Origin of the sequence: Mycolicibacterium chlorophenolicum, assembly GCF_001044235.1 — a bacterium.
In the GTDB taxonomy this organism is placed as follows: domain Bacteria; phylum Actinomycetota; class Actinomycetes; order Mycobacteriales; family Mycobacteriaceae; genus Mycobacterium; species Mycobacterium chlorophenolicum.
In genome coordinates this window covers 424,878-449,547 of record NZ_JYNL01000064.1, presented here as the reverse complement: position 1 = coordinate 449,547, position 24,670 = coordinate 424,878, and the positions used below count along the sequence as shown (strand labels likewise).

23 protein-coding genes are annotated in these 24,670 nt (G+C 70.4%); 10 read left to right on the top strand and 13 right to left on the bottom strand.

Translation table 11 applies throughout. From position 1 onward, the window contains the following. The first annotated feature begins 18 nt into the window (after positions 1 to 18). On the top strand, positions 19 to 846 hold the full coding sequence (locus MCHLDSM_RS24470) for an LLM class F420-dependent oxidoreductase (protein ID WP_048472380.1): 828 nt from the start codon (positions 19 to 21) through the stop codon (positions 844 to 846). Position 847: 1 nt separating this feature from the next. Here the strand turns inward: MCHLDSM_RS24470 and MCHLDSM_RS24465 are convergent, their stop codons facing one another. Further along, the gene (locus MCHLDSM_RS24465) at positions 848 to 1,318 is read right to left on the bottom strand and encodes a hypothetical protein (RefSeq protein WP_048472379.1); all 471 of its coding nucleotides are present in this window, start codon (positions 1,316 to 1,318) and stop codon (positions 848 to 850) included. A 154-nt stretch (positions 1,319 to 1,472) separates the two neighbouring features. On the opposite strand from MCHLDSM_RS24465, the gene MCHLDSM_RS24460 reads away from it, so the two are divergent. Further along, on the top strand, positions 1,473 to 2,936 hold the full coding sequence (locus tag MCHLDSM_RS24460; protein WP_048472378.1) for an amidase: 1,464 nt from the start codon (positions 1,473 to 1,475) through the stop codon (positions 2,934 to 2,936). On the opposite strand, the gene MCHLDSM_RS24455 is transcribed toward MCHLDSM_RS24460, so the two are convergent. Next, complete coding sequence (locus tag MCHLDSM_RS24455) at positions 2,933 to 3,766, bottom strand: formate/nitrite transporter family protein (RefSeq protein WP_048472377.1); 834 nt, start codon at positions 3,764 to 3,766, stop codon at positions 2,933 to 2,935. The two genes, MCHLDSM_RS24460 and MCHLDSM_RS24455, sit on opposite strands and share 4 nt — an antisense overlap. Positions 3,767 to 3,834: 68 nt before the next feature. On the opposite strand from MCHLDSM_RS24455, the gene MCHLDSM_RS24450 reads away from it, so the two are divergent. Then, the gene (locus MCHLDSM_RS24450) at positions 3,835 to 5,496 is read left to right on the top strand and encodes a SulP family inorganic anion transporter (protein WP_234714176.1); all 1,662 of its coding nucleotides are present in this window, start codon (positions 3,835 to 3,837) and stop codon (positions 5,494 to 5,496) included. On the opposite strand, the gene MCHLDSM_RS24445 is transcribed toward MCHLDSM_RS24450, so the two are convergent. Next, a complete protein-coding gene (locus MCHLDSM_RS24445) occupies positions 5,493 to 6,332 on the bottom strand; it encodes an acyl-CoA thioesterase (protein ID WP_048472375.1) in 840 nt (279 codons plus the stop codon). The two genes, MCHLDSM_RS24450 and MCHLDSM_RS24445, sit on opposite strands and share 4 nt — an antisense overlap. A gap of 59 nt (positions 6,333 to 6,391) precedes the next feature. On the opposite strand from MCHLDSM_RS24445, the gene MCHLDSM_RS24440 reads away from it, so the two are divergent. Genes MCHLDSM_RS24440 through MCHLDSM_RS24415 form a run of 6 tightly spaced genes read left to right on the top strand, consistent with a single transcriptional unit; the run spans position 6,392 to position 11,186 of the window. Next, entirely contained in the window at positions 6,392 to 7,237 is an 846-nt protein-coding gene (locus MCHLDSM_RS24440) for a lysophospholipid acyltransferase family protein (RefSeq protein WP_048420272.1), read from the top strand. Positions 7,238 to 7,245: 8 nt separating this feature from the next. Continuing rightward, positions 7,246 to 7,680, top strand: coding sequence for an SRPBCC family protein (locus tag MCHLDSM_RS24435; protein WP_048472374.1), 435 nt, complete (start codon positions 7,246 to 7,248; stop codon positions 7,678 to 7,680). Positions 7,681 to 7,722: 42 nt separating this feature from the next. Continuing rightward, positions 7,723 to 8,559 carry an SDR family oxidoreductase gene (locus MCHLDSM_RS24430; protein ID WP_048472373.1) on the top strand — a complete coding sequence of 279 codons (837 nt, stop codon included), beginning with the start codon at positions 7,723 to 7,725 and terminating at the stop codon, positions 8,557 to 8,559. Positions 8,560 to 8,596: 37 nt separating this feature from the next. Then, entirely contained in the window at positions 8,597 to 9,454 is an 858-nt protein-coding gene (locus MCHLDSM_RS24425) for an EamA family transporter (RefSeq protein ID WP_048472941.1), read from the top strand. Continuing rightward, a complete protein-coding gene (locus tag MCHLDSM_RS24420) occupies positions 9,451 to 10,743 on the top strand; it encodes a hydroxyacid-oxoacid transhydrogenase (protein ID WP_048472372.1) in 1,293 nt (430 codons plus the stop codon). Before MCHLDSM_RS24425 ends, MCHLDSM_RS24420 begins: the two co-directional genes overlap by 4 nt. 8 nt (positions 10,744 to 10,751) lie before the next feature. Beyond that, the gene (locus tag MCHLDSM_RS24415) at positions 10,752 to 11,186 is read left to right on the top strand and encodes an acyl-CoA thioesterase (protein ID WP_048472371.1); all 435 of its coding nucleotides are present in this window, start codon (positions 10,752 to 10,754) and stop codon (positions 11,184 to 11,186) included. Here the strand turns inward: MCHLDSM_RS24415 and MCHLDSM_RS24410 are convergent. The 5 genes from MCHLDSM_RS24410 to MCHLDSM_RS24390 are packed head-to-tail and all read right to left on the bottom strand — an operon-like array spanning position 11,164 to position 15,709. Next, positions 11,164 to 11,835 (bottom strand): alpha/beta hydrolase, encoded by a 672-nt coding sequence (locus MCHLDSM_RS24410; protein ID WP_048472370.1) that lies wholly within the window; start codon positions 11,833 to 11,835, stop codon positions 11,164 to 11,166. The two genes, MCHLDSM_RS24415 and MCHLDSM_RS24410, sit on opposite strands and share 23 nt — an antisense overlap. 33 nt (positions 11,836 to 11,868) lie before the next feature. Next, positions 11,869 to 12,657 carry a DNA-formamidopyrimidine glycosylase family protein gene (locus tag MCHLDSM_RS24405; protein ID WP_048472369.1) on the bottom strand — a complete coding sequence of 263 codons (789 nt, stop codon included), beginning with the start codon at positions 12,655 to 12,657 and terminating at the stop codon, positions 11,869 to 11,871. Between the two features lie 6 nt (positions 12,658 to 12,663). Continuing rightward, on the bottom strand, positions 12,664 to 13,005 hold the full coding sequence (locus MCHLDSM_RS24400) for an STAS domain-containing protein (protein WP_048472368.1): 342 nt from the start codon (positions 13,003 to 13,005) through the stop codon (positions 12,664 to 12,666). Then, positions 13,002 to 14,051, bottom strand: a complete 1,050-nt coding sequence (locus MCHLDSM_RS24395; protein WP_048472367.1) for a cobalamin B12-binding domain-containing protein — start codon at positions 14,049 to 14,051, stop codon at positions 13,002 to 13,004. The genes MCHLDSM_RS24400 and MCHLDSM_RS24395 overlap by 4 nt, the downstream gene beginning before the upstream one ends. Further along, positions 14,048 to 15,709 carry a PP2C family protein-serine/threonine phosphatase gene (locus MCHLDSM_RS24390; protein ID WP_048472366.1) on the bottom strand — a complete coding sequence of 554 codons (1,662 nt, stop codon included), beginning with the start codon at positions 15,707 to 15,709 and terminating at the stop codon, positions 14,048 to 14,050. Before MCHLDSM_RS24390 ends, MCHLDSM_RS24395 begins: the two co-directional genes overlap by 4 nt. A 195-nt stretch (positions 15,710 to 15,904) precedes the next feature. On the opposite strand from MCHLDSM_RS24390, the gene MCHLDSM_RS24385 reads away from it, so the two are divergent. Further along, complete coding sequence (locus tag MCHLDSM_RS24385) at positions 15,905 to 17,038, top strand: CynX/NimT family MFS transporter (protein WP_082169101.1); 1,134 nt, start codon at positions 15,905 to 15,907, stop codon at positions 17,036 to 17,038. A gap of 35 nt (positions 17,039 to 17,073) precedes the next feature. Here the strand turns inward: MCHLDSM_RS24385 and MCHLDSM_RS38600 are convergent, their stop codons facing one another. The 5 genes from MCHLDSM_RS38600 to MCHLDSM_RS24365 form a co-directional block, all read right to left on the bottom strand. After that, a complete protein-coding gene (locus tag MCHLDSM_RS38600; protein ID WP_165762002.1) occupies positions 17,074 to 17,217 on the bottom strand; it encodes a hypothetical protein in 144 nt (47 codons plus the stop codon). Between the two features lie 282 nt (positions 17,218 to 17,499). Then, on the bottom strand, positions 17,500 to 19,065 hold the full coding sequence (locus tag MCHLDSM_RS24380) for a peptide ligase PGM1-related protein (protein ID WP_048472364.1): 1,566 nt from the start codon (positions 19,063 to 19,065) through the stop codon (positions 17,500 to 17,502). After that, positions 19,062 to 20,195 carry an adenylate/guanylate cyclase domain-containing protein gene (locus MCHLDSM_RS24375; protein WP_048472363.1) on the bottom strand — a complete coding sequence of 378 codons (1,134 nt, stop codon included), beginning with the start codon at positions 20,193 to 20,195 and terminating at the stop codon, positions 19,062 to 19,064. The genes MCHLDSM_RS24380 and MCHLDSM_RS24375 overlap by 4 nt, the downstream gene beginning before the upstream one ends. Then, on the bottom strand, positions 20,192 to 22,423 hold the full coding sequence (locus MCHLDSM_RS24370) for a hybrid sensor histidine kinase/response regulator (protein WP_048472362.1): 2,232 nt from the start codon (positions 22,421 to 22,423) through the stop codon (positions 20,192 to 20,194). The genes MCHLDSM_RS24375 and MCHLDSM_RS24370 overlap by 4 nt, the downstream gene beginning before the upstream one ends. A gap of 30 nt (positions 22,424 to 22,453) precedes the next feature. Then, on the bottom strand, positions 22,454 to 24,649 hold the full coding sequence (locus tag MCHLDSM_RS24365; RefSeq protein ID WP_048472361.1) for a serine/threonine-protein kinase: 2,196 nt from the start codon (positions 24,647 to 24,649) through the stop codon (positions 22,454 to 22,456). Positions 24,650 to 24,670 lie beyond the last annotated feature (21 nt).

Below are 24,670 nucleotides of genomic sequence, written 5' to 3'. Positions count from 1 at the left end.
AGGCATAACCTCGGTCAGATGAAGTTCGGCATCTCCACCTTCGTCAACGACGACACCATCGACACCGTGTCCCTGGCACGGGCGATCGAAGAGCGCGGCTTCACGTCTCTGGCCGTCGCCGAGCACACCCACATTCCGGCCAGCCGGCAGTCGCCGTATCCGCTGGGCGGTGATCTGCCGTCGATCTACTACCGCACGCTGGACCCGTTCGTCACGCTGGCGGCCGCCGCCGCGGTGACGTCCACGATCGAATTGATCACCGGCATCGCGCTTCTGATCCAGCGCGACCCCATCATCACCGCCAAGGAGGCCGCCAGCATCGACCTGATCTCCGGCGGGCGATTCGTGCTCGGAGTGGGGGCCGGCTGGAACATCGAGGAACTGCGCGATCACGGCACCGATCCGAAGACGCGCGGCGCGCTGCTCGACGAACGGATCGAGGCCATCAAGGCGCTGTGGACCACCGAACCCGCCGAGTACCACGGCCGGTTCGTCGATTTCGACCCGTCCTACTGCCGGCCCAAGCCCGTGCGCACACCGCACCCGCCGGTGCTGATCGGCGGTGACTCCGACGCCACGGTCAAGAGGGTGATACGGCACAAGGCGGGCTGGATCTCCAACCCGCTGCCGGTCGAACGGCTCCGGATGCGGATCGACCAGATCACCGAGGGCGCCGGGCACGACGTCCCGCTGACGATGTTCGCCGCCCCGAACGATCCGCAGTACTGGAGTGCCGCAGCAGAACTCGGCTTCGGGGAACTGGGCCTGCTGCTGCCGACCAAGCCGCTCGACCAGTCCCTGCGCATCCTCGACCAGCTCGCCGAGCGGGTCGCGCAGTTCCGCTGAGCTAGCGGGCCGCGGTGGCGCGTGGCCGGGCGGCGACGGGGACCGGAGCAGGCGCAGGTGCCTGCGCGGCGCGGCGTGCGCGCTGCAGATCCCGGGTGATCCGCCGGCTCAGGATCCGCTCGTCGCGGGCGCTCAGGGAGCGGTTGCGAGCCGCCAGCTGATCGAGCTGCTGCCAGCTCAGCCCGTCGAGGTCTCCGTCGGCGTCGTGGGTGGCGACGACCACCGCTCCGCGCAGCAGCGGGACGGTCTTCGCGGTGAAGTTCGTTGTGGCGAGCAGTAATTCGGTGGCGCGGCGGTTGACGCGGCGCTGGCAGCCCGGCGTGGTGGAGCTGAACCAGAAATCGAACTGCCGGTCGGCGCTGCCTAGAGACTGCAGCCCGCGGTCGTGGATGAGTCGGTCGACGTCGGCCTTGGTGTAGGCACGCGTCTCATAAACGGGGCCCTGGGCGCTGAAGTACAGGATTGTGTTCATCAGGATGATCCATTCGTCACTTTCTTCGGGTGGGTGGCGCGTCGGACCGCGTCGTCCGCGTCGTTACTGAAGTTACCCATGTGACAAATGAGACAAACCTTGATAACGATTAGAAACCCTTCCCCGGGCGGGCGGGGCCACCTACGGTCAGGCCATGGACTTCGAGGAATACCGGACCTATGACGCCACCGGCCTGGCCGAACTGGTCGCCACCGACAAGGTGTCGGCGGCCGAGTTGCTGACGCTGGCCCGGGACCGCGCCGCGGCGGTGAACCCGCGGATAAACGCCATCGTGCGCGACATCCCGGCGGCGGAGCCCGGCGGCGGCCCCTTCACCGGCGTGCCGTTCCTGATCAAGGATCTCGGCCAGGATTACGCCGGGACACCCACCGGCGCCGGTTCACGTGCGCTGGCGTCGCGACCTGCGCCGGAGCACTCCACCGTCGTGCAACGCTGGCTCGACGCCGGCCTGGTGATCTTCGGCAAGACCAACACCCCCGAGTTCGGCGCCAAGGGGGTCACCGAGCCGGTCGCCCACGGGGCGGCCCGCAACCCCTGGAACCTCGCCCACAGCCCGGGCGGCTCGTCGGGCGGAGCGGCCGCCGCCGTCGCCGCGGGCATCGTCCCCTGCGCGGGAGCCAGCGACGGCGGCGGGTCGATCCGTATCCCGGCGGGCTGCTGCGGGCTCGTCGGCCTCAAACCCGGTCGCGGACTGGTGCCGTCGGGGCCCGGCGCCGCGGAGCCGATGCACGGCGCCGCGGTGCAGGGCGTCGTCTCCCGCACCGTGCGCGACACCGCGGCCATGCTCGACGTGCTGCGCGGCGGTGAGCCCGGCGGACCGTACGTGCCCGGCATCCCGGACCCGTCGTTCGTGTCCTGCCTGGACACCGACCCTGGCCCGCTGCGGATCGGGGTGCGGGTGCCGTCGGCGATCACCCCCCATCCCCACGCGGAGGCCTACGCCGCCGTCGAGAACACCGTGCGGGTGCTGACCGGCCTTGGCCACCATGTCGACGAACTCCCGCAGGCTCCGTTCGACGACGCCGTGCTGGCCCGGGACTTCCTGCTGACCTGGTTCGTCTCGGTCGCCTTCGAAGTCGAGGAGGCCAAGCGGCTGACCGGGGCGGGCGACGCGTCCTTCGAACGGGACACGCTGATCATGGCGGCGCTGGGCCGCGCCACCAGCGGCGTGGACTACGTCGACGCCGTGGCTCGCCGCCACGAACACACCCGCCGACTCACCGCGTTCTTCGAGTCCCACGACCTGCTGCTCACCCCGACTCTGGCCACCCCGCCGCCCAGGATCGGCGCGTTCGACCTGCCCGCCGCGCTGGCCCGCTCAGCCGACGTCCTGCTCAAGACCCGGACCGCGGGGCTGCTGCGCTACACCAAGATCGTCGACGACATGGTCGACGACAACCTCGGCTGGGTGCCCTACACCCAGCTGGCGAATCTGACCGGGCGCCCGGCGATCTCGCTGCCGCTGCACTGGACGGCCGACGGCCTGCCGCTCGGCGTCCAGTTCGTCGCGCCGCTGGCCGGGGAGTCGCGACTGATTCAGCTCGCCGCCCAGCTGGAGCGGGCCGTGCCCTGGTTCGACCGGGTGGCGCCGATCTAACGGGAGTCTCCTGTCGGTGAATCCGCTTCGCGCCGTTCCTCTTTGAGTCGGTCCTTGCTGCGGATCAGGCGCAGCAGCGTGACCAGCGTGAGACCGCCGACGATGTTGCAGACCACCGTGTAGCCGAACCACGACAGCCAGTCGAGGTATCCGAACGAGGTGTTGCCGGCGATCAGTGCACCGAAGATCAGCAGCGAGTCCAGGATCGAGTGGAACATCTGCAGACCGGCCAGCAGGAACGCCCCGGCGACGGCCGCGGCGATCTTGGCCGGCATCGAATCGGTGCCGTGCTGCATGCGCGTCATCAGTGTGATCGCCATGCCGCCCAGCAGCGCGAGCGTGATCGACTCCGCGGACAGCGGCGCGTCGACGTAGTGCTGCGCGGAGGTGATGGTCTGGGCGTGCAGCTTCGGGAACGCCGTCATCACCAGCCACATGATCAGCCAGCCGCCGACGAGGTTGGCCGCCAGCGTGCCGCTCCACAGCTTGACCAGCTGCGCGACGCTGGCGCGTTTGGCGGCGACCGTGGTGACCGGCACCAGGAACCCCTCGGTGAACAACTCGCTGCGGCCCAGCAGCAGCGCCAGGAAGCCGATCGAGAAGGCCAGCCCCGCCAGCAGCGGGTCACCCGTCGCCACCAGCACCGACAGGTAGGCCAGCACCCCCATCGCCACCTCGGTGCCGCCGAAGAACCCGGTCACCAGCACCTCGCGCCAGGTGCGGTGCAGCCGCTGCGTGCCCTCGTCGACCATGCGGTTGAAGGCCTGTTCGAGGGCGTCCTCGATCGGGCTGTCGGAATCGCCGAGGTCACGCTGGTCTGTGCTGCTCATCGCGCCCGTGTACCCGTTCGGCGCCGTCTTGCGCCGGACCGGCCTGTGACCGTGCTTCCATGTCGAGAATGACGATCGCGCAGTACCGCGACTACGAGCGGTCCTGGCTCCGCGGCGACGTCCTCGCCGGTCTGACGGTCGCGGCGTACCTCATCCCGCAGGTGATGGCCTACGCGACGGTGGCCGGCCTCCCGCCGGTGACCGGGCTGTGGGCGGCGCTCGTGCCGATGGCCGTGTACGCGGTGCTCGGCTCGTCGCGGCAACTCTCGGTCGGCCCCGAATCCACGACCGCGCTGATCACCGCCACGGCGCTGGCCCCACTGGCCCACGGCGACCCGGTGCGCTACGCCGCCCTGGCGGCGGTGCTCGCGGTGCTCGTCGGCGCGGTCTGCCTCCTGGCCGGCGTCGTCCGGCTGGGGTTCCTCGCCGAGCTGCTCAGCCAGCCCGTGCTGGTCGGCTACCTGACCGGCGTCGCCGTCCTGATGATCGCGGGCCAGCTCGGCAAGCTGACCGGCACCCCGGTCGACGGCCAGGAGTTCACCGGCCAGCTGCGGTCGTTCGTGTCCGGACTGGACGGAGTGCAGTGGCCGACCGTCGCCCTGTCGGTCGGCGCGCTGGCGATGCTCCTGGGGCTGGCCCGGTTCATCCCGCGCTGGCCCGGGCCGCTGATCACCATCCTGGTCACCACCGTCGTGGTCGCCGTCTTCGCGCTGCAGGACGACGGCATCCGGCTGGTCGGCCCGATCCCCAGCGGTCTGCCACCCCTGGGCTTCCCCGGGGTCGGGCCTGCGGACGTCGTCGGGCTCGTGATTCCCGCCGTCGGTATCGCCCTGGTGGCGTTCTCCGACAACGTGCTCACCGCGCGGTCGTTCTCGGCGCGCCGGTCCGAGCGCATCGACGCCAACGCCGAATTGCGCGCGCTGGGGGCCTGCAACGTCGGCGCCGGGCTGAGCCACGGCTTCCCCGTCAGCTCGAGTGCGAGCCGGACCGCGCTGGGCGAATCGGTGGGCAGCCGCACCCAGGTGTACTCGCTGGTGGCGCTCGCCGTCGTGCTGCTGGTGATGATCGCGGGGCGGGGAGTGCTCGCGCTGTTCCCGACCGCCGTGCTCGGCGCCCTGGTGGTCTACGCCGCGCTGCGACTGATCGACATCGCCCAGTTCCGCAGGCTGCGGCGGTTCCGGCTCAGCGAGTGGCTGCTCGCGGTGACGACGACGGTGGCCGTGCTGGCGTTCGGCGCGCTGTACGGCGTGCTGGCCGCGATCGCCGTCTCGGTGCTCGAACTGTTGCGCCGCGTCGCCCGGCCCCACGACGCGATCCTGGGATTCGTGCCGGGGCTGGCCGGAATGCACGACATCGACGACTATCCGACGGCGAGCCCCCTGGCCGGGCTGCTGGTCTACCGCTACGACGCGCCGCTGTTCTTCGCCAACGCCGAGAACTTCCGGCAGCGCGCGCTCGCGGCGGTCGACGACAGCGCCGACCCGGTGCGGTGGTTCCTGCTCAACGCGGAGGCCAACGTCGAGGTCGACCTGACCGCACTCGACGCCCTCGGTCAGTTGCGGGCCGAATTGCAGAGTCGCGGAATCGAATTCGCGATGGCACGGGTGAAGCGGGAGTTGCACGACGACCTGGTCGCCGCCGGGTTGATCGACGCGATCGGCGAGGACCGGATCTTCCCGACGCTGCCCACCGCGGTGGAGGCCTTCCGCCGCGCCCACCCGGGCGGCTAGGCGCGCGGGGGCGGGAAGTACATCTCCTGGCGCACCGTGCACACCAACCGGCCGTCGCGGTTGAACATGGTCCCGCTGGCCAACGCCAGCGTGTCGGTGCTGCTCGGCGAGGACTGGTCGTAGAGCAGCCAGTCCGACAGATCCGCGGGTCCGTGGAACCACACCGAGTGATCCCGCTGCGCCGACGCGCCGACCTTGCCGCGCGCCGCGTACGCCGGTTCGGTCAGCGTCACCGCCGACAGGTACGCGACCAGTGCGGCCGTCATCGTCGTGTCGCCGGCCACCTCGTCGGGCACCGGGCCGTCGGGTCGCCACCAGATGCGCGACCGGGCCGGCGGCGACCGGTCGGCGTCGACGATGCGCCGTTCGAACCACCGCAGACTCGACCACTGTCCCGGCGTGACGTCGTCGGATTCGGCCATGTGCGGCGCGACGAGGGGCAGCGACTCCGGCTCCGGCACCTCCGGAGCCGACGGCTGATACCCGCTCGCGCCGGGTGCCGGCGCGGCCAGCGTGAACGACGACATCGCCTCCAGCAGGATCTGCTCGTCCTGGCGGGCGGTCACGCGGCGAGCCGAGAACGTGCGCCCCTCCTGCAGATCCACGACGTCGAACCGGACCGGACGGCGCGCGTCGCCGGGTCGCAGGAAGTAGGTGTGCACGCTGTGCGGGGCGCGCCCCGGCGCGGTCAGACCGGCCGCCAGCAGCGCCTGGGCCGAGATGTGGCCGCCGAGGATGTGGTGCGCCGGCGCCGGCAGTTGCTCACCGAGAAAGGCCCGGGCGTCGAGCCGGGTCAGGGCCATCGAGGCGAGCACATCGCCGAGGGAGGAGGGCACGCCACGAGATTGTGCCGCAGCCGTGTTTGCTCTGACCGACGGTGGTCAATATCACCTCCATGCCGGGTTTCAGCGACGCCCTCGAATGGGCCAAACACGAGCTGTCGGCTCGCGTGCCCAAGGCCGATCTCGACCAGCGCGACGCCGACTACATCCGCGAGCAACTGCCCGGGTTGTGGTTGCTGGCGTCGCTGTACTTCCGCGCGGACGTCCGGGGGCTCGACCGGATTCCCAAGGACGGACCGGTCCTGTTGGTGGGCAACCACAGTGGCGGTAACCTGCCGCCCGACACCTTCGTGTTCACGTTGGCGTTCTGCTCGTACTTCGGCGTGGAGCGGCCGTTCTATCAGTTGGCGCACAACCTGGTGGTGTCCATGCCGGGTCTGGGCTCGCTGCGCAAGTTCGGCACCGTCGCGGCCAACCACGACAACGCCGCGCTGGCCCTGAAATCCGGTGCGGCGCTACTGGTCTACCCGGGCGGCGACTACGAGGTGTTCCGCCCGTCCTGGAAGCGCCACGAGGTCGACTTCGACGGGCGCCAGGGTTATGTGACGCTGGCCCGCGAAGCGGGGGTGCCGATCGTCCCGGTCGCCAGCGTCGGCGGGCAGGAGGCCGCACTGTTCCTGGACCGCGGGCAGTGGCTGGCGCGGCTGCTGGGCGTGGACAGGATCGCCCGGCTCAAGAGCGTCCCGATCCTGCTGGCACCGCCCTGGGGACTGGCGGTCAGCGACATGGTGCCGCGGCTGCCGCTGCCGACGAAGATCGTCATCGAGGTGCAGGACCCGATCGACGCGGAGGACATCGCCGCGGCCGACGACGACGTCATCAACGACAAGGTGCTGGCCAGCCTGCAGGGCGCGGTCGACCGGCTCGGCGCCGAACGCCGCTTCCCGGTGATCGGTTAGGAGGGACGATGCGGCTGTCGCGAAGCAGGGTCGTCAACGTCGACCCCCACATCGTGTGGAAGCACGTCAGTGACCCGACCTGCTACCCCGAGTTCATGGCGCACCTCGAGCGCTGGGAGACCGTCACCGACGGCCCGGTCGGCGTGGGATCCCGGTTCACGGTGCACTGGCGGGTCGGCTCGGTGCCCATCGGCGGCGTGATCGAGGTGGTGGAGTTCGACGACGCCCGCGACCTGGCGTGGATCGGCATCACCGGGGTGACGCTGCGGGGACGCTTCCGCCTGCGCGAACACGGTGACGGCAAGACGAAGGTGACGTTCCGGCTGGCGTACGAGGCGCCGGGCGGGGTGCTGGGGCTGGTCGCGGACTGGGTGGCGGCGCGGCAGGTGGGCAGCATCATGGACCAGACCCTGGTGCGCCTGCAGGCCCTCACCGAATCCTGACACCGTCTTCCGAGGCAGCCGTGTTGCCTATACGGTCTAACTATGACGCGTGTGTCGGTGATCACCGGGGGAGCGGGCGGCATGGGGCAGGCGACGGCGGCGATCGTCGGCCGAGACCACAGCGTCGTGCTGTTCGACGTCCGGGAGGACCGGCTCGCCGCCGCGCACGCGGTGCTCGACGGGCAGGGCATCGCGGTGACCGCCGTCGCCGGTGACGTCACCGACCCGGCCGCCGTCGCCGCACTGCTGCGCACCGCCACCGAGCTCGGCACGCTGACCTCGGTGATCCACACCGCGGGCGTGAGCCCGAGCATGGGCGACGCCGATTACATCCTCACCACGAACGCGCTCGGCACGCTCACCGTCGGTGAGGAGTTCTACCGCGTCGCCCCCGAGGGCGCCGCGCTGGTCAACGTGGCGTCGATGGCGGCGCACATGCTGCCCGAGTCGGTGGTGCCGATCGCCACGTTCCCCCGCGCGCTCGAGGACGCGCCCACCTTCCTCGAGCAGATGCGCACGGCCTGCGAGATCGCGCCCGATCAGGCCCGCCCGGGCCTGGCCTACGCGCTGAGCAAGAGCTTCGTGCGGTGGTATTCGACGGCGCAGGCGGAGCGGTTCACCGGCCGCGGGCTGCGCATCCTGTCCGTCTCGCCGGGCTCGACCGACACCGAGATGGGCCGGCTCGAGGAGAAGGCAGGCGCCGGTGCGATGGTGGCCGACGCCGCGGTGCCGCGGTGGGGCACCGCGGAGGAGATGGCCGAGCTGCTGGCGTTCTGCGCGAGCGGGCGGGCCGGCTACCTGACCGGCACCGACATCCTCAACGACGGCGGCGTGATCGCCTCGATGACCGAACGTGCCCGCAGGGCCGCCGCCGGCTAGCCGACCGCGGCCCGCGGTCCGGATCCCGGGCTGGTCGGTGCCGCTGTTCTTCGTCGTCGGCGCCGTGTCCCAGTACGCCGGCGCCGCGGTCGGGGTGACGCTGTTCGAGACGACGGCCCCGTCGACGGTGGCGTGGCTGCGCGCGGCGGGCGCGGCGGTGGTGCTGCTCGCCTGGCGACGGCCGTGGCGGCGCCGCTGGACCCGGCCCGCGCTGGGCGCGGCGGCGATGTTCGGGATCGTCACGCTCGCGATGAACGTGGCGTTCTACGAGGCCATCGCGCGGATCCCGCTCGGCACCGCCGTGGCCATCGAGTTCACCGGTCCGGTGGCCGTCGCGGTGCTCGGCTCCCGCCGGCCGCTGGACTACGGCGCCGCTGTGCTGGTCGCCGCCGGGGTGTCCCTGCTGGCCGGCCCGCAGACCGGGGTCCACGGCGCCGGCGTGGCCTTCGCGCTGCTCGCCGCCGCGCTGTGGGCGGGCTACATCCTGCTCGGCAAGCGGGTGGCCGACGCGGGCGCGGGCGTCGACTCGCTGGCCGTCGGGATGGCCGTCGCCGCGCTGCTGTCGGCGCCGGTGCTGCTCGGCGCGCAGGGCGTGATCGACGCGTCGGTGCTCACCGAGCCGCGCACCTGGCTCCTGGGCGCCGGAGTGGGAGTGCTCTCCAGTGCCATCCCGTACGCGCTCGACCAACCGATACTGGCCCGCGTCGGGCGCGCCCGTTTCGCGCTGTTGCTCGCGCTGCTGCCCGCCACCGCCGCCGTGGTCGGCGCGGTGGCCCTGGCCCAACGGCCCGACCGGGCCGAGATCGCCGGCATCGCGCTGGTGATGGCCGCGCTCGTGGTCAGCGCCCGGGCGGCGCGCCGCGGCGGCGGCCTCGACGGCACAATCGAGCCATGAGCTGCTGCCACTCCGCATTCGACACCGCGTTCACCGTCGACGCGTCGCGCATCACCTTCGGCCGGGGCTGCGTGCGCGAAGTCGGCGACCGCGCCGCGGCGCTGGGCATGCGCCGGGTGGCGTTGTTCTCCGACGCCTCGGTCGCCCGGCTCGAGTTCTTCGACACCGCACTGCAGTCGCTGCGCGACGCCGGCCTCGACGTCGTCACCTACACCGAGTCCAGCGTCGAACCGACCGACGAATCCTTCCGCGCCGCAGCGGCTTTCGCGACGGAAATGAAACCCGACGGCTACGTCTCGGTGGGCGGCGGATCGGTGATCGACACCGCCAAGGCCGCCAACCTGTACGCCACCCATCCGGCGGACTTCGCCGACTACGTCAATGCGCCCATCGGCGCCGGGCGGCCGGTGCCCGGCCCGCTGGCGCCGCACATCGCGTGCCCGACGACATCGGGCACCGGCAGCGAGGTCACCGGCATCGCGATCTTCGACCTGCTCTCCCTGCACGCCAAGACCGGCATCGCGAGCCCGGCGCTGCGGCCCAGCGAGGCACTGGTCGACCCCGACAGCACCGACACGCTGCCCGGCGAGGTCGTCGCCTGCAGCGGACTCGACGTGCTCTCCCACGCGCTGGAGTCCTACACGGCCCGGCCGTTCACCCGGCGTGCCGCGCCCGCGCAGGCCAGTCAGCGGCCGATGAGCCAAGGCGCCAACCCCTGGAGCGATCTGGGCAGCCGCGAGGCGCTCGGACTGCTGGTCCGCTACCTCGAACGCGCCGTCACCGACGCCGCCGACCGGGAGGCGCGCGAACAGACTATGTGGGCGGCGACGCTGGCGGGCATCGCGTTCGGCAATGCGGGCGTACACATTCCGCACGCGATGGCCTACGCCGTGGCCGGTCAGGTGCGCGACTTCCACCCGTCGGGCTACCCCGGCGACGCGCCCATCGTCCCGCATGGCATGTCGGTGATCCTCAACGCCCCGGCCGCATTCCGGCTCACCGCCCCCGCGGATCCGGCCCGGCACCTGGCCGCCGCCGTGCACCTCGGCGCCGACGTGGCGGGCGCCGCCGACGCCGACGCGGGCGCGGTGCTGGCCGACCACCTGGTGCGCATCATGCGCGCGGTCGGCATGCCCGACGGACTCGCCGGGGTCGGCTACACCGAGTCCGACGCCACCGCGCTGGCGGCCGGCGCCTGGCCGCAGCAACGGCTGCTCGGTAACGCCCCGATCGACATCGATGAAGCGTTGCTGGCCAATACTTTTCGGCATGCCCTGCGGTACTGGTGAGGGCGGCCATGACCTCCGAGCGCGCCGAGGACTACCGCTACTTCCTGCCCATCACCACCCGCTGGATGGACAACGACGTCTACGGCCACGTCAACAACGTCACCTACTACAGCTACTTCGACACCGTCGCCAACCACTTCCTGATCACCCAGGGCGGCCTCGACATCCACACCTCACCGGTCATCGCGCTGGTGGTCGAGTCGGCGTGCACCTACCGGGCTCCGGCCGCCTACCCCGACGCGCTGCGCGCGGGACTGCGGGTGGATGCGCTGTCGCGCCGGTCGGTGACGTGGGGAGTGGCGATCTTCGGAGCCGACGGTGACGAGCCGCTGGCCCACGGCCGCTTCGTGCACGTCTTCGTCGACCGCGAGCACCGCAAGGCGGTTCCCATCCCGGACGGGATCCGTACCGCGCTGGAATCTATTGCCGCGCAGCCACAATGAGATCGGCCACCTCGGCGGCGACCCGCATTGCGGCCGGATCCTCCGACGGCGCGTAGCGGTCCGCGGCCGCGTCGTACCGCGCCCCGGCGATCGCGCCGTGATCGGTGTCGAGTTCGACGACGCGCACCGGCCAGCCGATCGCGTCCAGCTCCGCGGCGAAAGATCGGCTGACCGCCGGCGGCACGACGTCGTCGGCGCGGCCGTGCAGCAGGGTGAACGGCGCCCCCGGCCGCGCCCCGGTCAGCAGGTCGGTCAACGGGGAACCGCTGATCGGGTCCGTCACCATGAACGCCCCGGCCAGACACACGGTGTGGCCGAGCGCGACGCCGAAGCGCTGCGCGGCCAGTGTCATCCCCGCGGCGGCCGCGCCGCCCAACGACCACCCGACGAGCGTCAGCCGGTCCGGCTCGGCGGACCAACCGCGGACGTGCTCGACCGAGGCCAGCAGATCCGCGCGGCCCCCGTCGGGCGCGTGCGAATCCCAGTCGGGCGCCACGACGCCGAACCCGCGCTGCTCGAGTGCCTCGGCGAGCCGGCGCACGGTCGCGCGGGCGTCGGTCTGGGTGCCGTGCCACAGCAGCAGCGACGGGTCCGACGGTGCGCCGTACACGTCGGCGTGCCGGTGCGAGGCGTACTCCACGGTGTCCATCGGGCCGGTGTTCCCGCTGCCGCGTGTGTCGACTCATCGCTGACAGGTCGGACACCACCAGGTGCGCCGGCGCTCCGGATCGTTCGCCACCTCGGCGACCACCCGCACCGTCGTGCCGCACCGCAGGCAGGGCCGGCCCGCCCGGCCGGCCACCCAGTGCTGCTCGCCCTTACGCCGCACCCCGGTGGTCACCTGCATCGCGCCCGGGACGGTCGCGGAGTGCCGCAGCGCCCGCGCCCCCAGTTCGAGCAGTGCGACGACGTCCACCCGGCCCACCGGGGTCCACGGGTCGTGCCCGCGCAGGAAGCAGAGCTCGTTGGCCCACAGGTTGCCGAAGCCCGCCACGCACCGCTGGTCGAGCAGCGCGGCGACCAACGGGCGCTGGGGGTCCGCGGTGAGCCGTCGCGCCGCCTCGGCGAGATCCCAGTCGTCGCGCAGCGGGTCGGGCCCGAGGTGTCCCACACACTGCGCCTCGTCCGAGGACCGGACCAGCTGCACCACCGGCAATTTCACGCCGTAGGCGGCCGGGCCGTCGGTGCGCAGCAGCACCCGGACATCCGGCATCACCGACCTGGGCAGCCAGCGCCCGGTCGGCGAGACGGTCCAGGATCCCGACATCCGCAGGTGCGTGTGCAGGGTCAGGTCATCGGAGAGCCGGGTCAGCAGGTGCTTGCCGTGCGTGACGTGGGCCAACACCGTGCGCCCCGCGAGATCGTCGGTCGCATGCGCGGGCACCCGCAGCTCGCCGCGCTCCAGGGTGCGTCCGCGCAGCGCGTCGTCCAGGCGGCGGGCCAGGGCGTAGACCGTGTCACCCTCGGGCACGTCGGCTCAGAGGATGCCGGATTCGCTCGGCTCGTCGCGGGCGGGCCGGCTGGTGAGGTGCTCGAGGACGCCGGTGATGTCGAGGATCCGCTGCAGCTGGGCGGGCCGGTTGTCGAGATGCAGACGCACGCCGGCGATCGAGGTCCTGCGGTGGATCAGCAGCAGACCCGACAGCCCGGCCGAATCACAGAACGTCAGCTCGGTGAAGTCGAGGTGCAGGTCGGTGACCGCCGGACCGGCGAGCGCCTCGGACACGGCCGCGATCAGCTCGCCGGTGCTCTGGTAGTCGAGGTCGCCGCCGACGCGCAGCGTCAGGGCCGTGCCGTCGGTGCTCAGCGTCAGGTTCATGCGCTCGCCGCCTCGTCGATCGGGGCCGGCCGCAGCGTGCCGCGGGCCGCGGCCAGCAGGCGCTGCGCCCGCGGAAACTCCGACAGTTGCGTCGCCAGCGACTGCAGCGCCGGATGCAGCGAGGCCGCCGGGACACCGCGGGCGGTGAGGATGTCGGCCGTCCAGGTGACGAAGTCGGCGAACAGCGCGTCATCGTCGGTGTACAGGGCGGTGGCGAGGAAATCGACGATGTGCGCGATGTCCTCCACCGTGTGCTGCCGCTGCTCCTCGGAGTAGTCACGCATCGCGGGGAACCGCTCCTCGAGGTCGACGATCGTCGCCTTGACCAGCTGGCCGGCCGTGGCGCTGACCATCGTGTACTCCTGGTCGACGAGGTGGGGGAGGTCGTCGATGGGTTGGTGCGGCCGTCCGGCGGTGTGCCGGGGCATCCCCTGCTGCAGGTGAGCGGCCGCGGCCCGGGCATCGGGCGCCCAGCCGTCGGCGCCGAGCAGCCGCGCGAACCGCCCGTCGGCACCGAACGCGGCACCGCCCGTCAGCACCGGGACCCCGGCGGCCTGACACGCGGTGATCGCGGCGTGTGCGGTGGGCAGCCGGGTCGGGATCATGCACGACAGCGCGACCGCGTCGGGGCCGGTCTGGTGCAGATGGGCGATCAGGTGCGGCGTCGGCACCTGCGCGCCGAGGAAATCGACCTGCCAGCCCCGCAGCCGCAACACCTCGGCGAGCAGCCGGGCCGGCAGCGCGTGCCACTCGCCGTCCACACACGCGACGGTGACCCGGCCCGCCGACGCCGTCGGCCGGCAGGCGGGGTGGTGCGCCAGCGCGGCGATCACCCGGTCGTTGATCGCGGTCGCCACGTGCTCCTGGGCGACGGTGATCCGGTTGGCGGCCCACTCCGCACCGACCCGCTGCTGCACCGGGGCGATGACGTCGAGCAGGATCTCCTCGCACGGAGTGCCGGCGTCCGCGGCGGCGAACACGGCTCCGACGGCGGCGTACTCGTCCCCGTCGATGATCGCGGCCCACAGCTGTTCGGTCGTGCTCATGCTGATGCGGTGTACCTCCCGGCGGTGTGCCCGTCGACCGCGCTGAGGTGGGTTCGGCGCGGAGCGGTGATCGCCACCACCGCGATGTCGTCGTGTGCCTTGCCGTGTACCCACTGCGAGGCGAGCATCATGATCCGCTCGACCACGGCTTCGGCGGGCATGCCGACGCACTGCCGCAGCGCCGTCTTGAGCCGCTCCTCACCGAACATGTCGGCGCCCAGCGGGCCGCCGTGCGCCTCGGTCACCCCGTCGGTGTAGAGCAGGCACGTCTCGCCCGGGGCGAGTGCGGTGTCGAAGGTGCGCGACTTGATCTCCGGCAGCGCACCGACCAGGGTGCCGCGGGTGTCGGCCTCCTCGACGCGTCCGTCGGCGCGCACGATCAGCGGCGGCAGGTGGCCTGCGCTGGTCAGGCGCAGGTGCACCTGCCCCTCGCGCCGGGACACCGAGGCCAGCACCAGCGTGGCGAACCGTGCGTGGTCACCGGACAGCAGCGCGCTGTTGAGCAGCCGCAGCACCCCGGCGTGATCCTCGGCCAGCGGCGCGAGTGCCTGCAGGGTGTTGCGGATCTTGCCGGTCACCACGGCGGCTTCCAGACCCTTGTCGCAGACGTCGCCGAGCACGACGAGCGTCTCGTCCTCCGGCGTCTCGGCCGGATGGACGTCGTAGAAGTCGCCGCTGACCAGGTGGTGGTCTTCGGACGCGCGGTACCCGCCGGCCAGCTCGATGCCGTGGAAGCGGTGCAGCCGCGGCGGCAGCAGGTCGCGCATCAGCGTGTTGGTGATCGCGGCCTGCTCGCCGTAGAGCCGGGCCGCGGACAGCGCGGTGCCGGCGCGCGCGGCGAAGAGCCGGGCGAACACCTCCTCGCCGTCGCTGAACGCCATGTGCGAGCTCTGCCGCAGCAGGACCAGCGCCCCCGCCGGCACGCCGTGTCCGGGAAGGGGGGTGATGACGATGGATCCGACGGGACCGCGGAAGTCGGACGGGATGAGCCAGTCGGGGACCGTGGCGGGATCGATCCACCGCGACGGGACCGGCGGGAAGCCGCGCAGCGCCTCGCTGAGCCCGGCGACGAGATCCGGTTCGCCGTCCACGACCCGCTGCTCGACGATGCCGTCCGGGCCGCAGCAGACGAGCGGGATCCGGCGGCGGTAGGCGGGGGCCACCACGACCGCGGCGTCCGCGAGGTGCCGGGCCGCCATCCGCGCTGTGGCCTCCATGCAGCGGTCGACGTTCAGCGACGCCATCAGCTCCGTGGACGCCTCGTCGAGGAACGCCGCCCGGTCGCGTTCCCGAGTGACCGCCTCCTGGGCCTGCAGCAGCGCCCGGGCGGTGTCCGTGAACAGCCACCACGCGACTTCGCCGTCCGGCAGCCGGATGGCGCGCGCCTCGACGTCGCAGCCCTGGACGGTTCCGGTGACGGCGCGTGGTGCGGCGTCCGCGCCGAGCTCGAGATGAGCGGTCGCGAGCCAGGACGGCAGGACGTCCCGTAGAGCGGCGCCGGGCACGGCATCGGGGAACAGGACCCGGGCGGCAGCGCTCGACGCGCGTACCGAGCCGGCCGGATTCACGACGACGACCGGGTGGGGGACGGTGTCCCAGGCGGCGTCCACGGCGCGATCGACGCCGACGGCGATGCCGGACGGGGCCTCCTCGCGCATACCCACCTTCCCCATGGATCTCTTTGCCACTGTACGCAGAGCTGCTGCAGCGGTGAACAATTGATTTGCCCCGACGGTGGCTGGCGGACCACCCTGGGGGAAGTGAGCCCCGCCCCCAGCACCGCACCTGTCTCGACGCTAACGCATGATCGGCCGCGTCCCGCCATCCTGACGGTTCTCACCGCCGTGGCGATCATGTTGGTCGCGGCCAATCTGCGCCCCGCGGTGGTCGCGGTGGCGCCCCTGGTCGGCGACATCAAGGCGGCGACGGGCTGGAGCAGCGCGGTGACCGGCCTGCTCACCACCCTGCCGGTGTTCGTCTTCGGTCTCGTCGCCCCGCTGGCGCCGCGCTGCGCCGCGCGCTTCGGGATCGAACGGACCGTGTTCGCGGCGCTGGCCGTGCTGATCGTGGCGACCGCGGTGCGCCTGATGCCGGCGCCGAGTGCGCTGTTCGCCGGCTCGGCGCTGGCCGGAGCCGGGATCGGCATCTGCAACGTCGTGTTGCCCTCGCTGATCAAGCGTGACTTCCCGCACCGCTCCGGCCTGATGACCGGGCTGTATTCGATGACGCTGTCCGGGGGCGCCGCCGCCGCCGCGGCCCTGACGATCCCGATCAACGACGCGCTGGGCGGCGACTGGCGGATGGCGCTGGCCAGCTGGGGCCTGTTCGCGGTCCTCGCGCTCGTCGTCTGGGTGCCGCAACTGCGCCGGGTGCACCGCGTCGAGGTCGGCCACGCGCCGGCATCGCTGTGGCGTAACCCGATCGCGTGGGCGATCACGGTGTTCATGGCGGCGCAGTCGCTGATCTTCTACACCTTCACCGCGTGGCTGCCCGAGGTGCTGATCGACCGCGGCATGTCGGCCGGTGGCGCCGGTGCGGTGCTGGCGCTGGGCCAGGTGGCGGGGTTGTCGATGTCGCTGCTGGCCCCGATCGTCGCCGGCCGCTTCGCCGATCAGCGTGCGATCACACTGCTGGCGCTGGCGGTGACCGCGGTCGGCTTCGTCGGACTGCTGTGCACCGGCTTCGCGCCCACGCTGTGGGTGATGCTCGTGATGGCCGGGCCCGGGGCGTCGATCAGCCTTGCCCTGCTGTTCATGGTGGTGCGGAGCACATCGACCGCCCAGACCAGCCAGGTGTCCGGGATGGCGCAGAGCATCGGATATGCGCTCGCCGCCGTCGGTCCGGTCGCGATCGGCCTACTGCACGACCTGACCGCATCCTGGACCGTCGCGATGGCGGTGCTGGCGCTCGCGCTGATCCCGCAGACCCTCTCGGCGCTGCTCGCGGCGAAGAACGTCACCATGGACGCCCATCAAAAAAGCCGGTGACCGTCCAGGTCACCGGCTTCGACGGGATGCTCGCGTCAGCTCTGAGCGGTCTCGTAGCGTTCGGCGACCGCCAGCAGCTCGTCACGGATCGACGAGTCGGGCAGCGACCGGATCCGTGCGTAGAGGCGCCGCCGGTCTCGGGCGAGCTTGATATTGGCGCGGAACTGCGCGACAGACATGGTGCGTGTACTCCTCGATCGTGTCCCCGGGTTTCGGGAACGGGTATGTGGTGGGCCCTGCTGGGAGGGGATCGCCCTCCAGCAGGCACAACGGCCCATGCTCCCTTGTTAATTCCAGGTAAATCAACTTCGCTGGGTGTGAGTTCTCCAACTGTGAGCGCGATCACCAAGTTTGCTGGAGGGCTGACCCCGGAAGCGCATTCCTGGTCGTGATCTGGTCTCGATCACACCCCTCGGTTCTCGCCTGTGGGATTGCCTCGGGCAACCCGCGGGGGGCGCCGTTCAGATCGGCGTCTCGACGAGCGCCGCTTCGGCCTCCTCGAGGAGAACCGCTTCGGCGCGCTGATAGATGTGGTGGGCCTCTTCCGGAGTGTCGCCCACCGCGGTCATTCCCAGCCGGCCGATCTCGGTGAGGCAGCTGATCATGTGGAACACCACACCGGTCCGGCGGGCCTGATCGAAGTGCAGACCGTGCGTGACGACGATGTCGAAGAGGTCCTCGCCGGTGAGGGCCTTGAGCCGGTCGTCTTCGAGATGGTCGGTGGCAACGAGATACTTCGGGCTCCCGTGCGGGGTGACGAACACCCCTCGCTCACCGTCGTACGTGCCGTCGGTCAGGAACTGCAGGGTCAGGAACGGATGGGTGGTGCCGCCCTTGCGGAGGTTCAGCTCGATCGCATACGGCGTCCACGTGCCCTCGTCGTCCTGCACGACGACGAAATCGACGGCGAATCTGCCGAGCACCCCGAGGCTTGCGAGGTGACGCCCGATCGTCATCGCGGGTTCGGCGATGGCCGCGGCGTAGCGCGAGTCCGCCGGAAAGATGCAGCCGAGATACCGCTGACCGCTGGCGCCGCCGAGCATCTGGTCGTGGGTGGACAGGAGCTCCACCGAGGCGTCAGGTAGCGCCCGCATCTGGACACTCGGACTCGTCAGCGTGATGCCGCTGATGCGCTCCTCGACGATTCCCCCGTGGGTGCGGAATGCGGTGAGGTACGCCTCGACCGACAGGTCCTCGGCCTCGGGCTGGAGCGTGAGGATGCGGTCGGTGATCGCGGCTGCCTCCTCGGGCGCGCCGGGGGCGGGCAGACCGCGCAGATCGACCGACGCGTTGCCGGCTCCGGAGACGCCCTCGTTGAGTTTCACGATCGCCTGCGTCAACGTCGGACGCCGGGTCCGCATGCTCTGCACCCCTGCGACGATGTCGTCGACGGTGTGCAGATTCTCCGCTCCGACCGGGCATCGGACACCGAGTTCCTCGAACAGTTGCCGGCACCCCGTCTTGCTCCCGAGATCGGCGAGGCGCGGGTCCGCCCCGTACATCGGGATGCCGAGCGACAGCGCGACATCGCGCTCGAGCCCTGTCGTGTTGTACGGAATCAGGTGGCTGCGAGCCGGATTGGGAAGCAGCGACCTGATCTGCCGCAACAGCCTGGGTCGCTTCAGCAGCTTCGCACTCAGCGGCACCGGTGTCGCGTCGTTGACCGAGATCAGTGTCAGTCGGCGGCGGGCGTGGCTGGGGATGACGCCGGGTAGCAACCCCAGGTAGTACTCGACGATCGACTCGGCGATCGGCTGCGAGGTCACGTAGATCATCTGCAGCCTGGACTGGCGCAGCAGCAGGAGCAGGAACAGCGCCCGCTCCTCCATGGCCTGCATCACCGTGCCACTGCCGGCAGTCGACGCAAGGCTGATCGACGGCACGACGACCACCGACTCGTCGGGCATGTCGAGCCGCATGGACTCCCACACCGACGGCATCGCCAGTTGCAGATCGTCGAAGCGCCGGTACCGCTCGTCCTCGTCGAGCGCAGACAGCGTGTGCCCGGCCGTGTTCGATGTTGTCATGATGACTCCCCCTGGGGTTGATCTCGTAGTTGAACGATGTTGTGCACCCGCACTATTCGGCTGAAGCCTTTGAGCCGCAGATCCCCGACGGGTTCGTAGTCGCAGGAAAGGTGCTCGACCCCCGCCAGCACCCGGTCGGTGGCCAGCACCTGCCACGGGCCGGCCTCGCCGCACAACCGAGCCGACAGGTTCGTGACACTGCCGATCGCCGAGTAGTCGAACCGGCCCTCGAAGCCGATCCGGCCGAGTGTGGCGTAGCCCTGCGCGATTCCGAGACCCACCGCCAGGTCGTGACCGATCCGTTGCCAGCGAGCAGCCAGTTCACGGACCGAATCACGGATGTCGAGCGCCATGCGCACGGCCCGTTCGGCAGCGTCGTCGCAGGGCACGGGATCGTTGAAGAACACCATGATGCCGTCGCCGGTGAACCGCTCCAGGGTGCCTTCGTAGCCGTGCACCAGCGCACCCATCGCCCGGTGGTACTCGCCGAGTACCTCCATCACCTCCTCGGGAGCGCTGGTCTCGGCGAACGGCGTGAAGTTGCGAAGGTCAGCGAAGACGACGACGATCTCGCGGCGGTGGCTCTGGAGCAGGCTCTCCTCGCCCAGCACGACATCCGCCAGCTGTGGAGACAGGAAGTAGCGCAGTCGATTCGCGCGCTCCAGCTCGGCGATCTGTTCGTTGACCCTTGCCTCGAGCTCGGCGTTCCAGGCGGCCAGTTCCTGTGCCTGCCGCCTGATGGTGTCGTGGTAGCGCTTGATGCGGGCCAACGAACTCACCCGGGCGAGCAGTTCACTCTGGTCGAACGGTTTGGTGATGAAGTCGTCGGCGCCCGATTCCAAGGCGGCCAGCCGTTGTTCCCGTCCACTCGCCGTGATCATCACAACGGGCAAGAACTCGGTGGCCGGATTGGCGCGGATACGCCGGCACACGGTGTGCCCGTCCATCTCTGGCATCAGGATGTCGAGCAGCACGATGTCGACATCGTCGTGGGCGAGCATTGAAAGGGCTTCCGGACCCGAGGACGCGGTCAGCACCCGATGCCCGCGTGGGGTGAGGACGGCGTCGAGAAGCCGCAGATTCACGGGCTCGTCGTCGACTGCGAGCACTGTCACCGGTTGGTCCGTCACCGTCGTCTCCGTTCTCCGAGAATCCGCTGCAGTGCAGTGAGGAGTTCTTCTCTGCTCACGGGTTTGAGCAGGTAGGCGTCGGCTCCGAGAGCGAGCGCCCTTGGCCGGTCGTCGATCACCGAGGCGATGACGACGGGGACACCGGCGGTCACCGGATCCGACTTCAGTTCCGCGAGCACGTGCCAGCCGTCCAGCCGCGGGAGTTTGATGTCGAGCACCACCCCGGCGGGCCGGACCCGCCGTATCAACTCCAATGCGTCGATCCCGTCGTGCGCCTTGAGAACTCGGGCCCGAGACCCGACGAGATAGGCCTCGATCAGATCCAGCGATGCCCGGTCGTCGTCGACGAGCACGAGCACCGGTCCGCGCGATGGCGCGGCCACGGTGACCTCGTCGGGGATCGTCGGTGTGGTGGGTAGCACCGGAATGGAGAACCCGAACGTGCTCCCCGCGCCGACGGTGCTGTTGAGCCACATCCGGCCGCCGAACAACTCCACGATGCGGCGCGACAGCGTGAGCCCGAGCCCGGTTCCCTCGCCTTTTGACGGTCCGCGTCGACCCTGCTGGAACGACTCGAAGATCCGATCCTGATCCTCAGGGGCGACGCCGATTCCGGTGTCGGTGACCGTGATGATCAGATCGGGCCCGTCGCCCCGCACGCACAGCGACACGCTGCCCCCGTCCGGTGTGAACTTCACGGCGTTGGTCACCAGGTTCAACAGGACCTGCTTGAAACGCAGTTCATCGGCTTCGATCACCTCCACGTCGTCGGCGAGCTCGACCGACATGCTGATCCGGTGCGCTGCCGCCCTGTCGCGGATCATCGCGAGGGTGTCCTTCACCGCACCGGCGACCGGGAACGTACTCGGCTCGAGGACCATGTGACCGGCTTCCACCTTGGACAGGTCGAGGATCTCGTTGAGCAACTCGAGCAGATGGCGGCCGGAGTTCCAGATGTCGCGCAGATACTCCTCCTGTTGGGAGTTGATCTCGCCGAACATGCCGTCCAACAACACTTCCGAGAACCCGATGACCGCATTGAGCGGAGTCCGGAGTTCATGGGACATGCTGGCCAGGAACTCCGACTTGTGACTGCTCGCGATCTCCAGTTCCCGGCTCCTGGTCTCCAGTTCGCGATACAGTCGGGCGTTGACGATCGCCAGTGCGGACTGGTTGGCGAACGTCTCGAGCAGGTCGGTCACGTCGGACGGGAAGTCGCCGGTACCCCGGCGCCGGATCACCAGCACGCCGACCAGCGTGTCCCCGCGCAGCATCGGCACCGCCAGGACCGAGCGCCAACCGTCGCCGAAGACGATCTCCAGGAACGCGTCTCGCTGGGCGTGTGCGAGGTCCGAGACCGAACACGGCCGTAAGGTTCTGGCGGCCTGGCCGATCAGCAGCGACGAGCGGTCGATGGAGATGGTGCGCAGCTGTTCGAGCAACCGCCGGCTCGTTCCGGTCGTGTCGCGCACGGCGAAGGTGCCCGCTCGGTCGTCGTAATCGAGGATCGAGCCGCCGTCGGTGCGCAGCGTCGTGTCGCCGAAGCCGAGGTTGGTGAGCCGCACCGCGTTGCTGACGATGCGCTCGAGCACTTCGTCGAGGTCGAGGCTCGATCCGACGGCATCGTCGACCTGTTGCAGCGCCTCGAGCTGAGCGACCTTGTCGGCGAGCTCCGATCGCCGGGCTTCGAGTGCTCGCATCAGGTGGACCTGCCGCAGCGCAATCGCGCCCTGGACGGCGAACTCCTCCAGACGTTCGCGTTCGCGTTCATCGAACGGATCCACGTCGATGCGCCACATCGAAAGCACACCCACGACTTCGTCCTCGGACAGCAGCGGCGTCGACAGCAGTGTGCGGAACCCGGTGAGGCGCTGCAGGTCGAGTCGCCCGTAGTCGGCGTCGCTGAGCACGTCGGCCACCTGATGCGTGCGGCGGTCCTCGGCCGCGCGCCCCACGGTGGAGGATCTGTTCCGGGCGATCGGATGGTTCGCCAGGTACTCGCGATACTCCTCCGGCGTAGCGCCGGACACCCGTGACAACCGGAAGCCGTCGCCGTCGACCACGAACAACTGCGCTGCAGTGGCACCGCAGAGCCGGGCTGCGTACTCCACGATGGTGTCGAGGACCGCGCCCGGGTCTGCGGTGTCACGGCTGAGTGCGGCCAGGATCTCGTGGCTGGCCGCCGACTGCTCTCGGGCGGCACGCAATTCGTCGTCGGCATCGGTCATGTCACGTCCACCCGCCGTCCACGCCGCCGTTCACAGCCGGGTCCTCGGCCGGATGGCGTTCGCTTTTTCCACCAGATCGATGCGCCGCCAGGGATCCTCGGCGTCACGGGCCAGCGTGCGATAGCACTGTTCCATCCCGCGCCGCAGGTCTGGTTCGGTGAAGTCGGTGCCCAGTAGTCGCGCACTCGGGGGCGTGTTGCCCGCGTGCAGCCAGTTCAGTGCCGAGTCGAGCACGCGCAGGCGTAGTGCCGCCCGGGCGGTGGGTGATTCGATCGGCAGATCAGCCGCGCGGACACCCGCGTCGATCAGGGTCTGCTCGTCGACCTCGGCCGGAGAGTCGACGCCGAGCAGTATCTCGACGGCCGCTGTGCCCGCCAGAACGTGGTAGGCCGACGCGCAGGGAACCCGGTCGAGTGCCGCGACGGCACCCGTGCGGTCTCCCTGTTGCGCGCGTTGCCGGGCGAGGCCGAACGCCGCACTGACGTAGGTGTCGTCGGTCTGCCAGATCGTCTCGTAATAGCCGGTCGCCGTATCGACGTCGCCACGAAGCTCCGCGGTGGCCGCCAATGCCATTTTCGGCGCGAGCTCACCAGGTAACGCCGTGAGAACGACATCGAAGTCCGAATATGCTGCTGCATAATCCTTTTCGAGGAGTGAACACTGACCTCGGTACCAGGGGATCCGCCAGTCAGCGGTGGGGCCAGGCGCGAGCGCCGCCAGTCGAGTCCTGGCCTCCGACGGTCGTCCGAGCTCCAGTGCCGCCCGGATCAGGCGCAGCGCGACCTCAACGGAGAACCCGCTGGACAGCTGTGCGCCCCCGCGCGCCAAGTGCAGCGCGTACTCGAGCTGGGCAGGCGGAGTGCCGCTGGTGGTGGCCAGAATCGCGGCACCCGGATCGCCCGGGTCGACCACAGGAACGGGCAGCGCCGCGATCACCTCGGCGGGGACGACAGTTGTCCGGTACCCACCGCCGTACAGCCCGCGTTGCGGACTGAAGTACAGCGACCGCCGCGGCGGCACCGGGGTGCCGCCGGCGGCCACCACCTCGTACAGCACGCCGGTCAGTTGATCGGCCATCTCCGCGATCGAGGTGAACCTGTGGGCGGGGTCAGGATCGGTGGCCCGCAGGAGGGATCGGTACAGCGACTCGTGCGCTGCGAGGACGGGCACGCTGTCCGCCAAGGGGATGCGGTCTGCGGATCGGCCGTTGTTCGCCGGCAGATCCATGACCAAGACAGCGAGTGTGCGACCGACCGTGTAGATGTCGCTCGCCACGGTGGGTCCGGTGAGGGCGAGTTCGGGGGCCTGGTATCCCGGCGTCCCGTAGACGGGGCTGTCGGTGTCGTCCATCGCGATCACGGCGCCGAGGTCGATGAGCTTGAGCTGCTCGTCGGACTGCATCACGTTGTCCGGCTTGAAATCGCAGTAGACCATCCCTATTGCGTGCAGATACTCGAGTGCACTGGCGATTTCGACGATGTAGGCGATTGCCTGGTCCGGAGGCAGGGGGCCGTTGCGGGTCTTTCGGATCTGTTTGAGCGATGTCCCGCCGACGTACTCCATGACGATGTAGCCCACGGGTGTGCCGGTCGCGTCGCGGTGCTCGACGAAGTTGTGGATGCGGACGATGTTCGGGTGTTCCACCTCTGCCAGAGCGAACGCTTCGGCCGCGGCCGCGGCCATCGCGTCAGCGTTTCCGGAGTTCACCAACCCTTTGAGCACCACCCACCGGTCGTGCACGTTGCGGTCGATTGCGAGATAGATCCAGCCCAGTCCGCCGTGCGCGATGCAGCCCTGTACGTCGTACTGGCCGCCCACGAGGTCGCCGCGAGCGAGCCTGGGAACGAACGAGTATCGGGTGCCGCAGCGGCTGCAGAAGCCCTCGGTGCCTGCGGGTTCGGCATGGTTGCCGCGCCCGACGGGCGCACCGCATTGTGCGTTGCCGCAGAAACGCTGTCGTTCAGGTACCTGCGGATCGGTGATGATCGCTGCCGCTGGATCGCCCCGGGGTATCCGGGGCATCTCGACCACGCCGGCGCCGAGACGGCCGCGCGAGGGTGCCGATCGGTGGGAGCTCCTGCCCGCGGCCCTCGCTGCTCCGCCCCTCGGTCCTTGCGCGAGCGTCGCATCAGGACCGGTATCGGGCTCCGCAGGAGATGCCTTTCCGCAGACGCTGCAGTAGCCGTCCGTGCCGGTTCCGGCGCACCCCGTCTCCTGGCATCTCATGTGCGCCTCTGCTTCATGGCC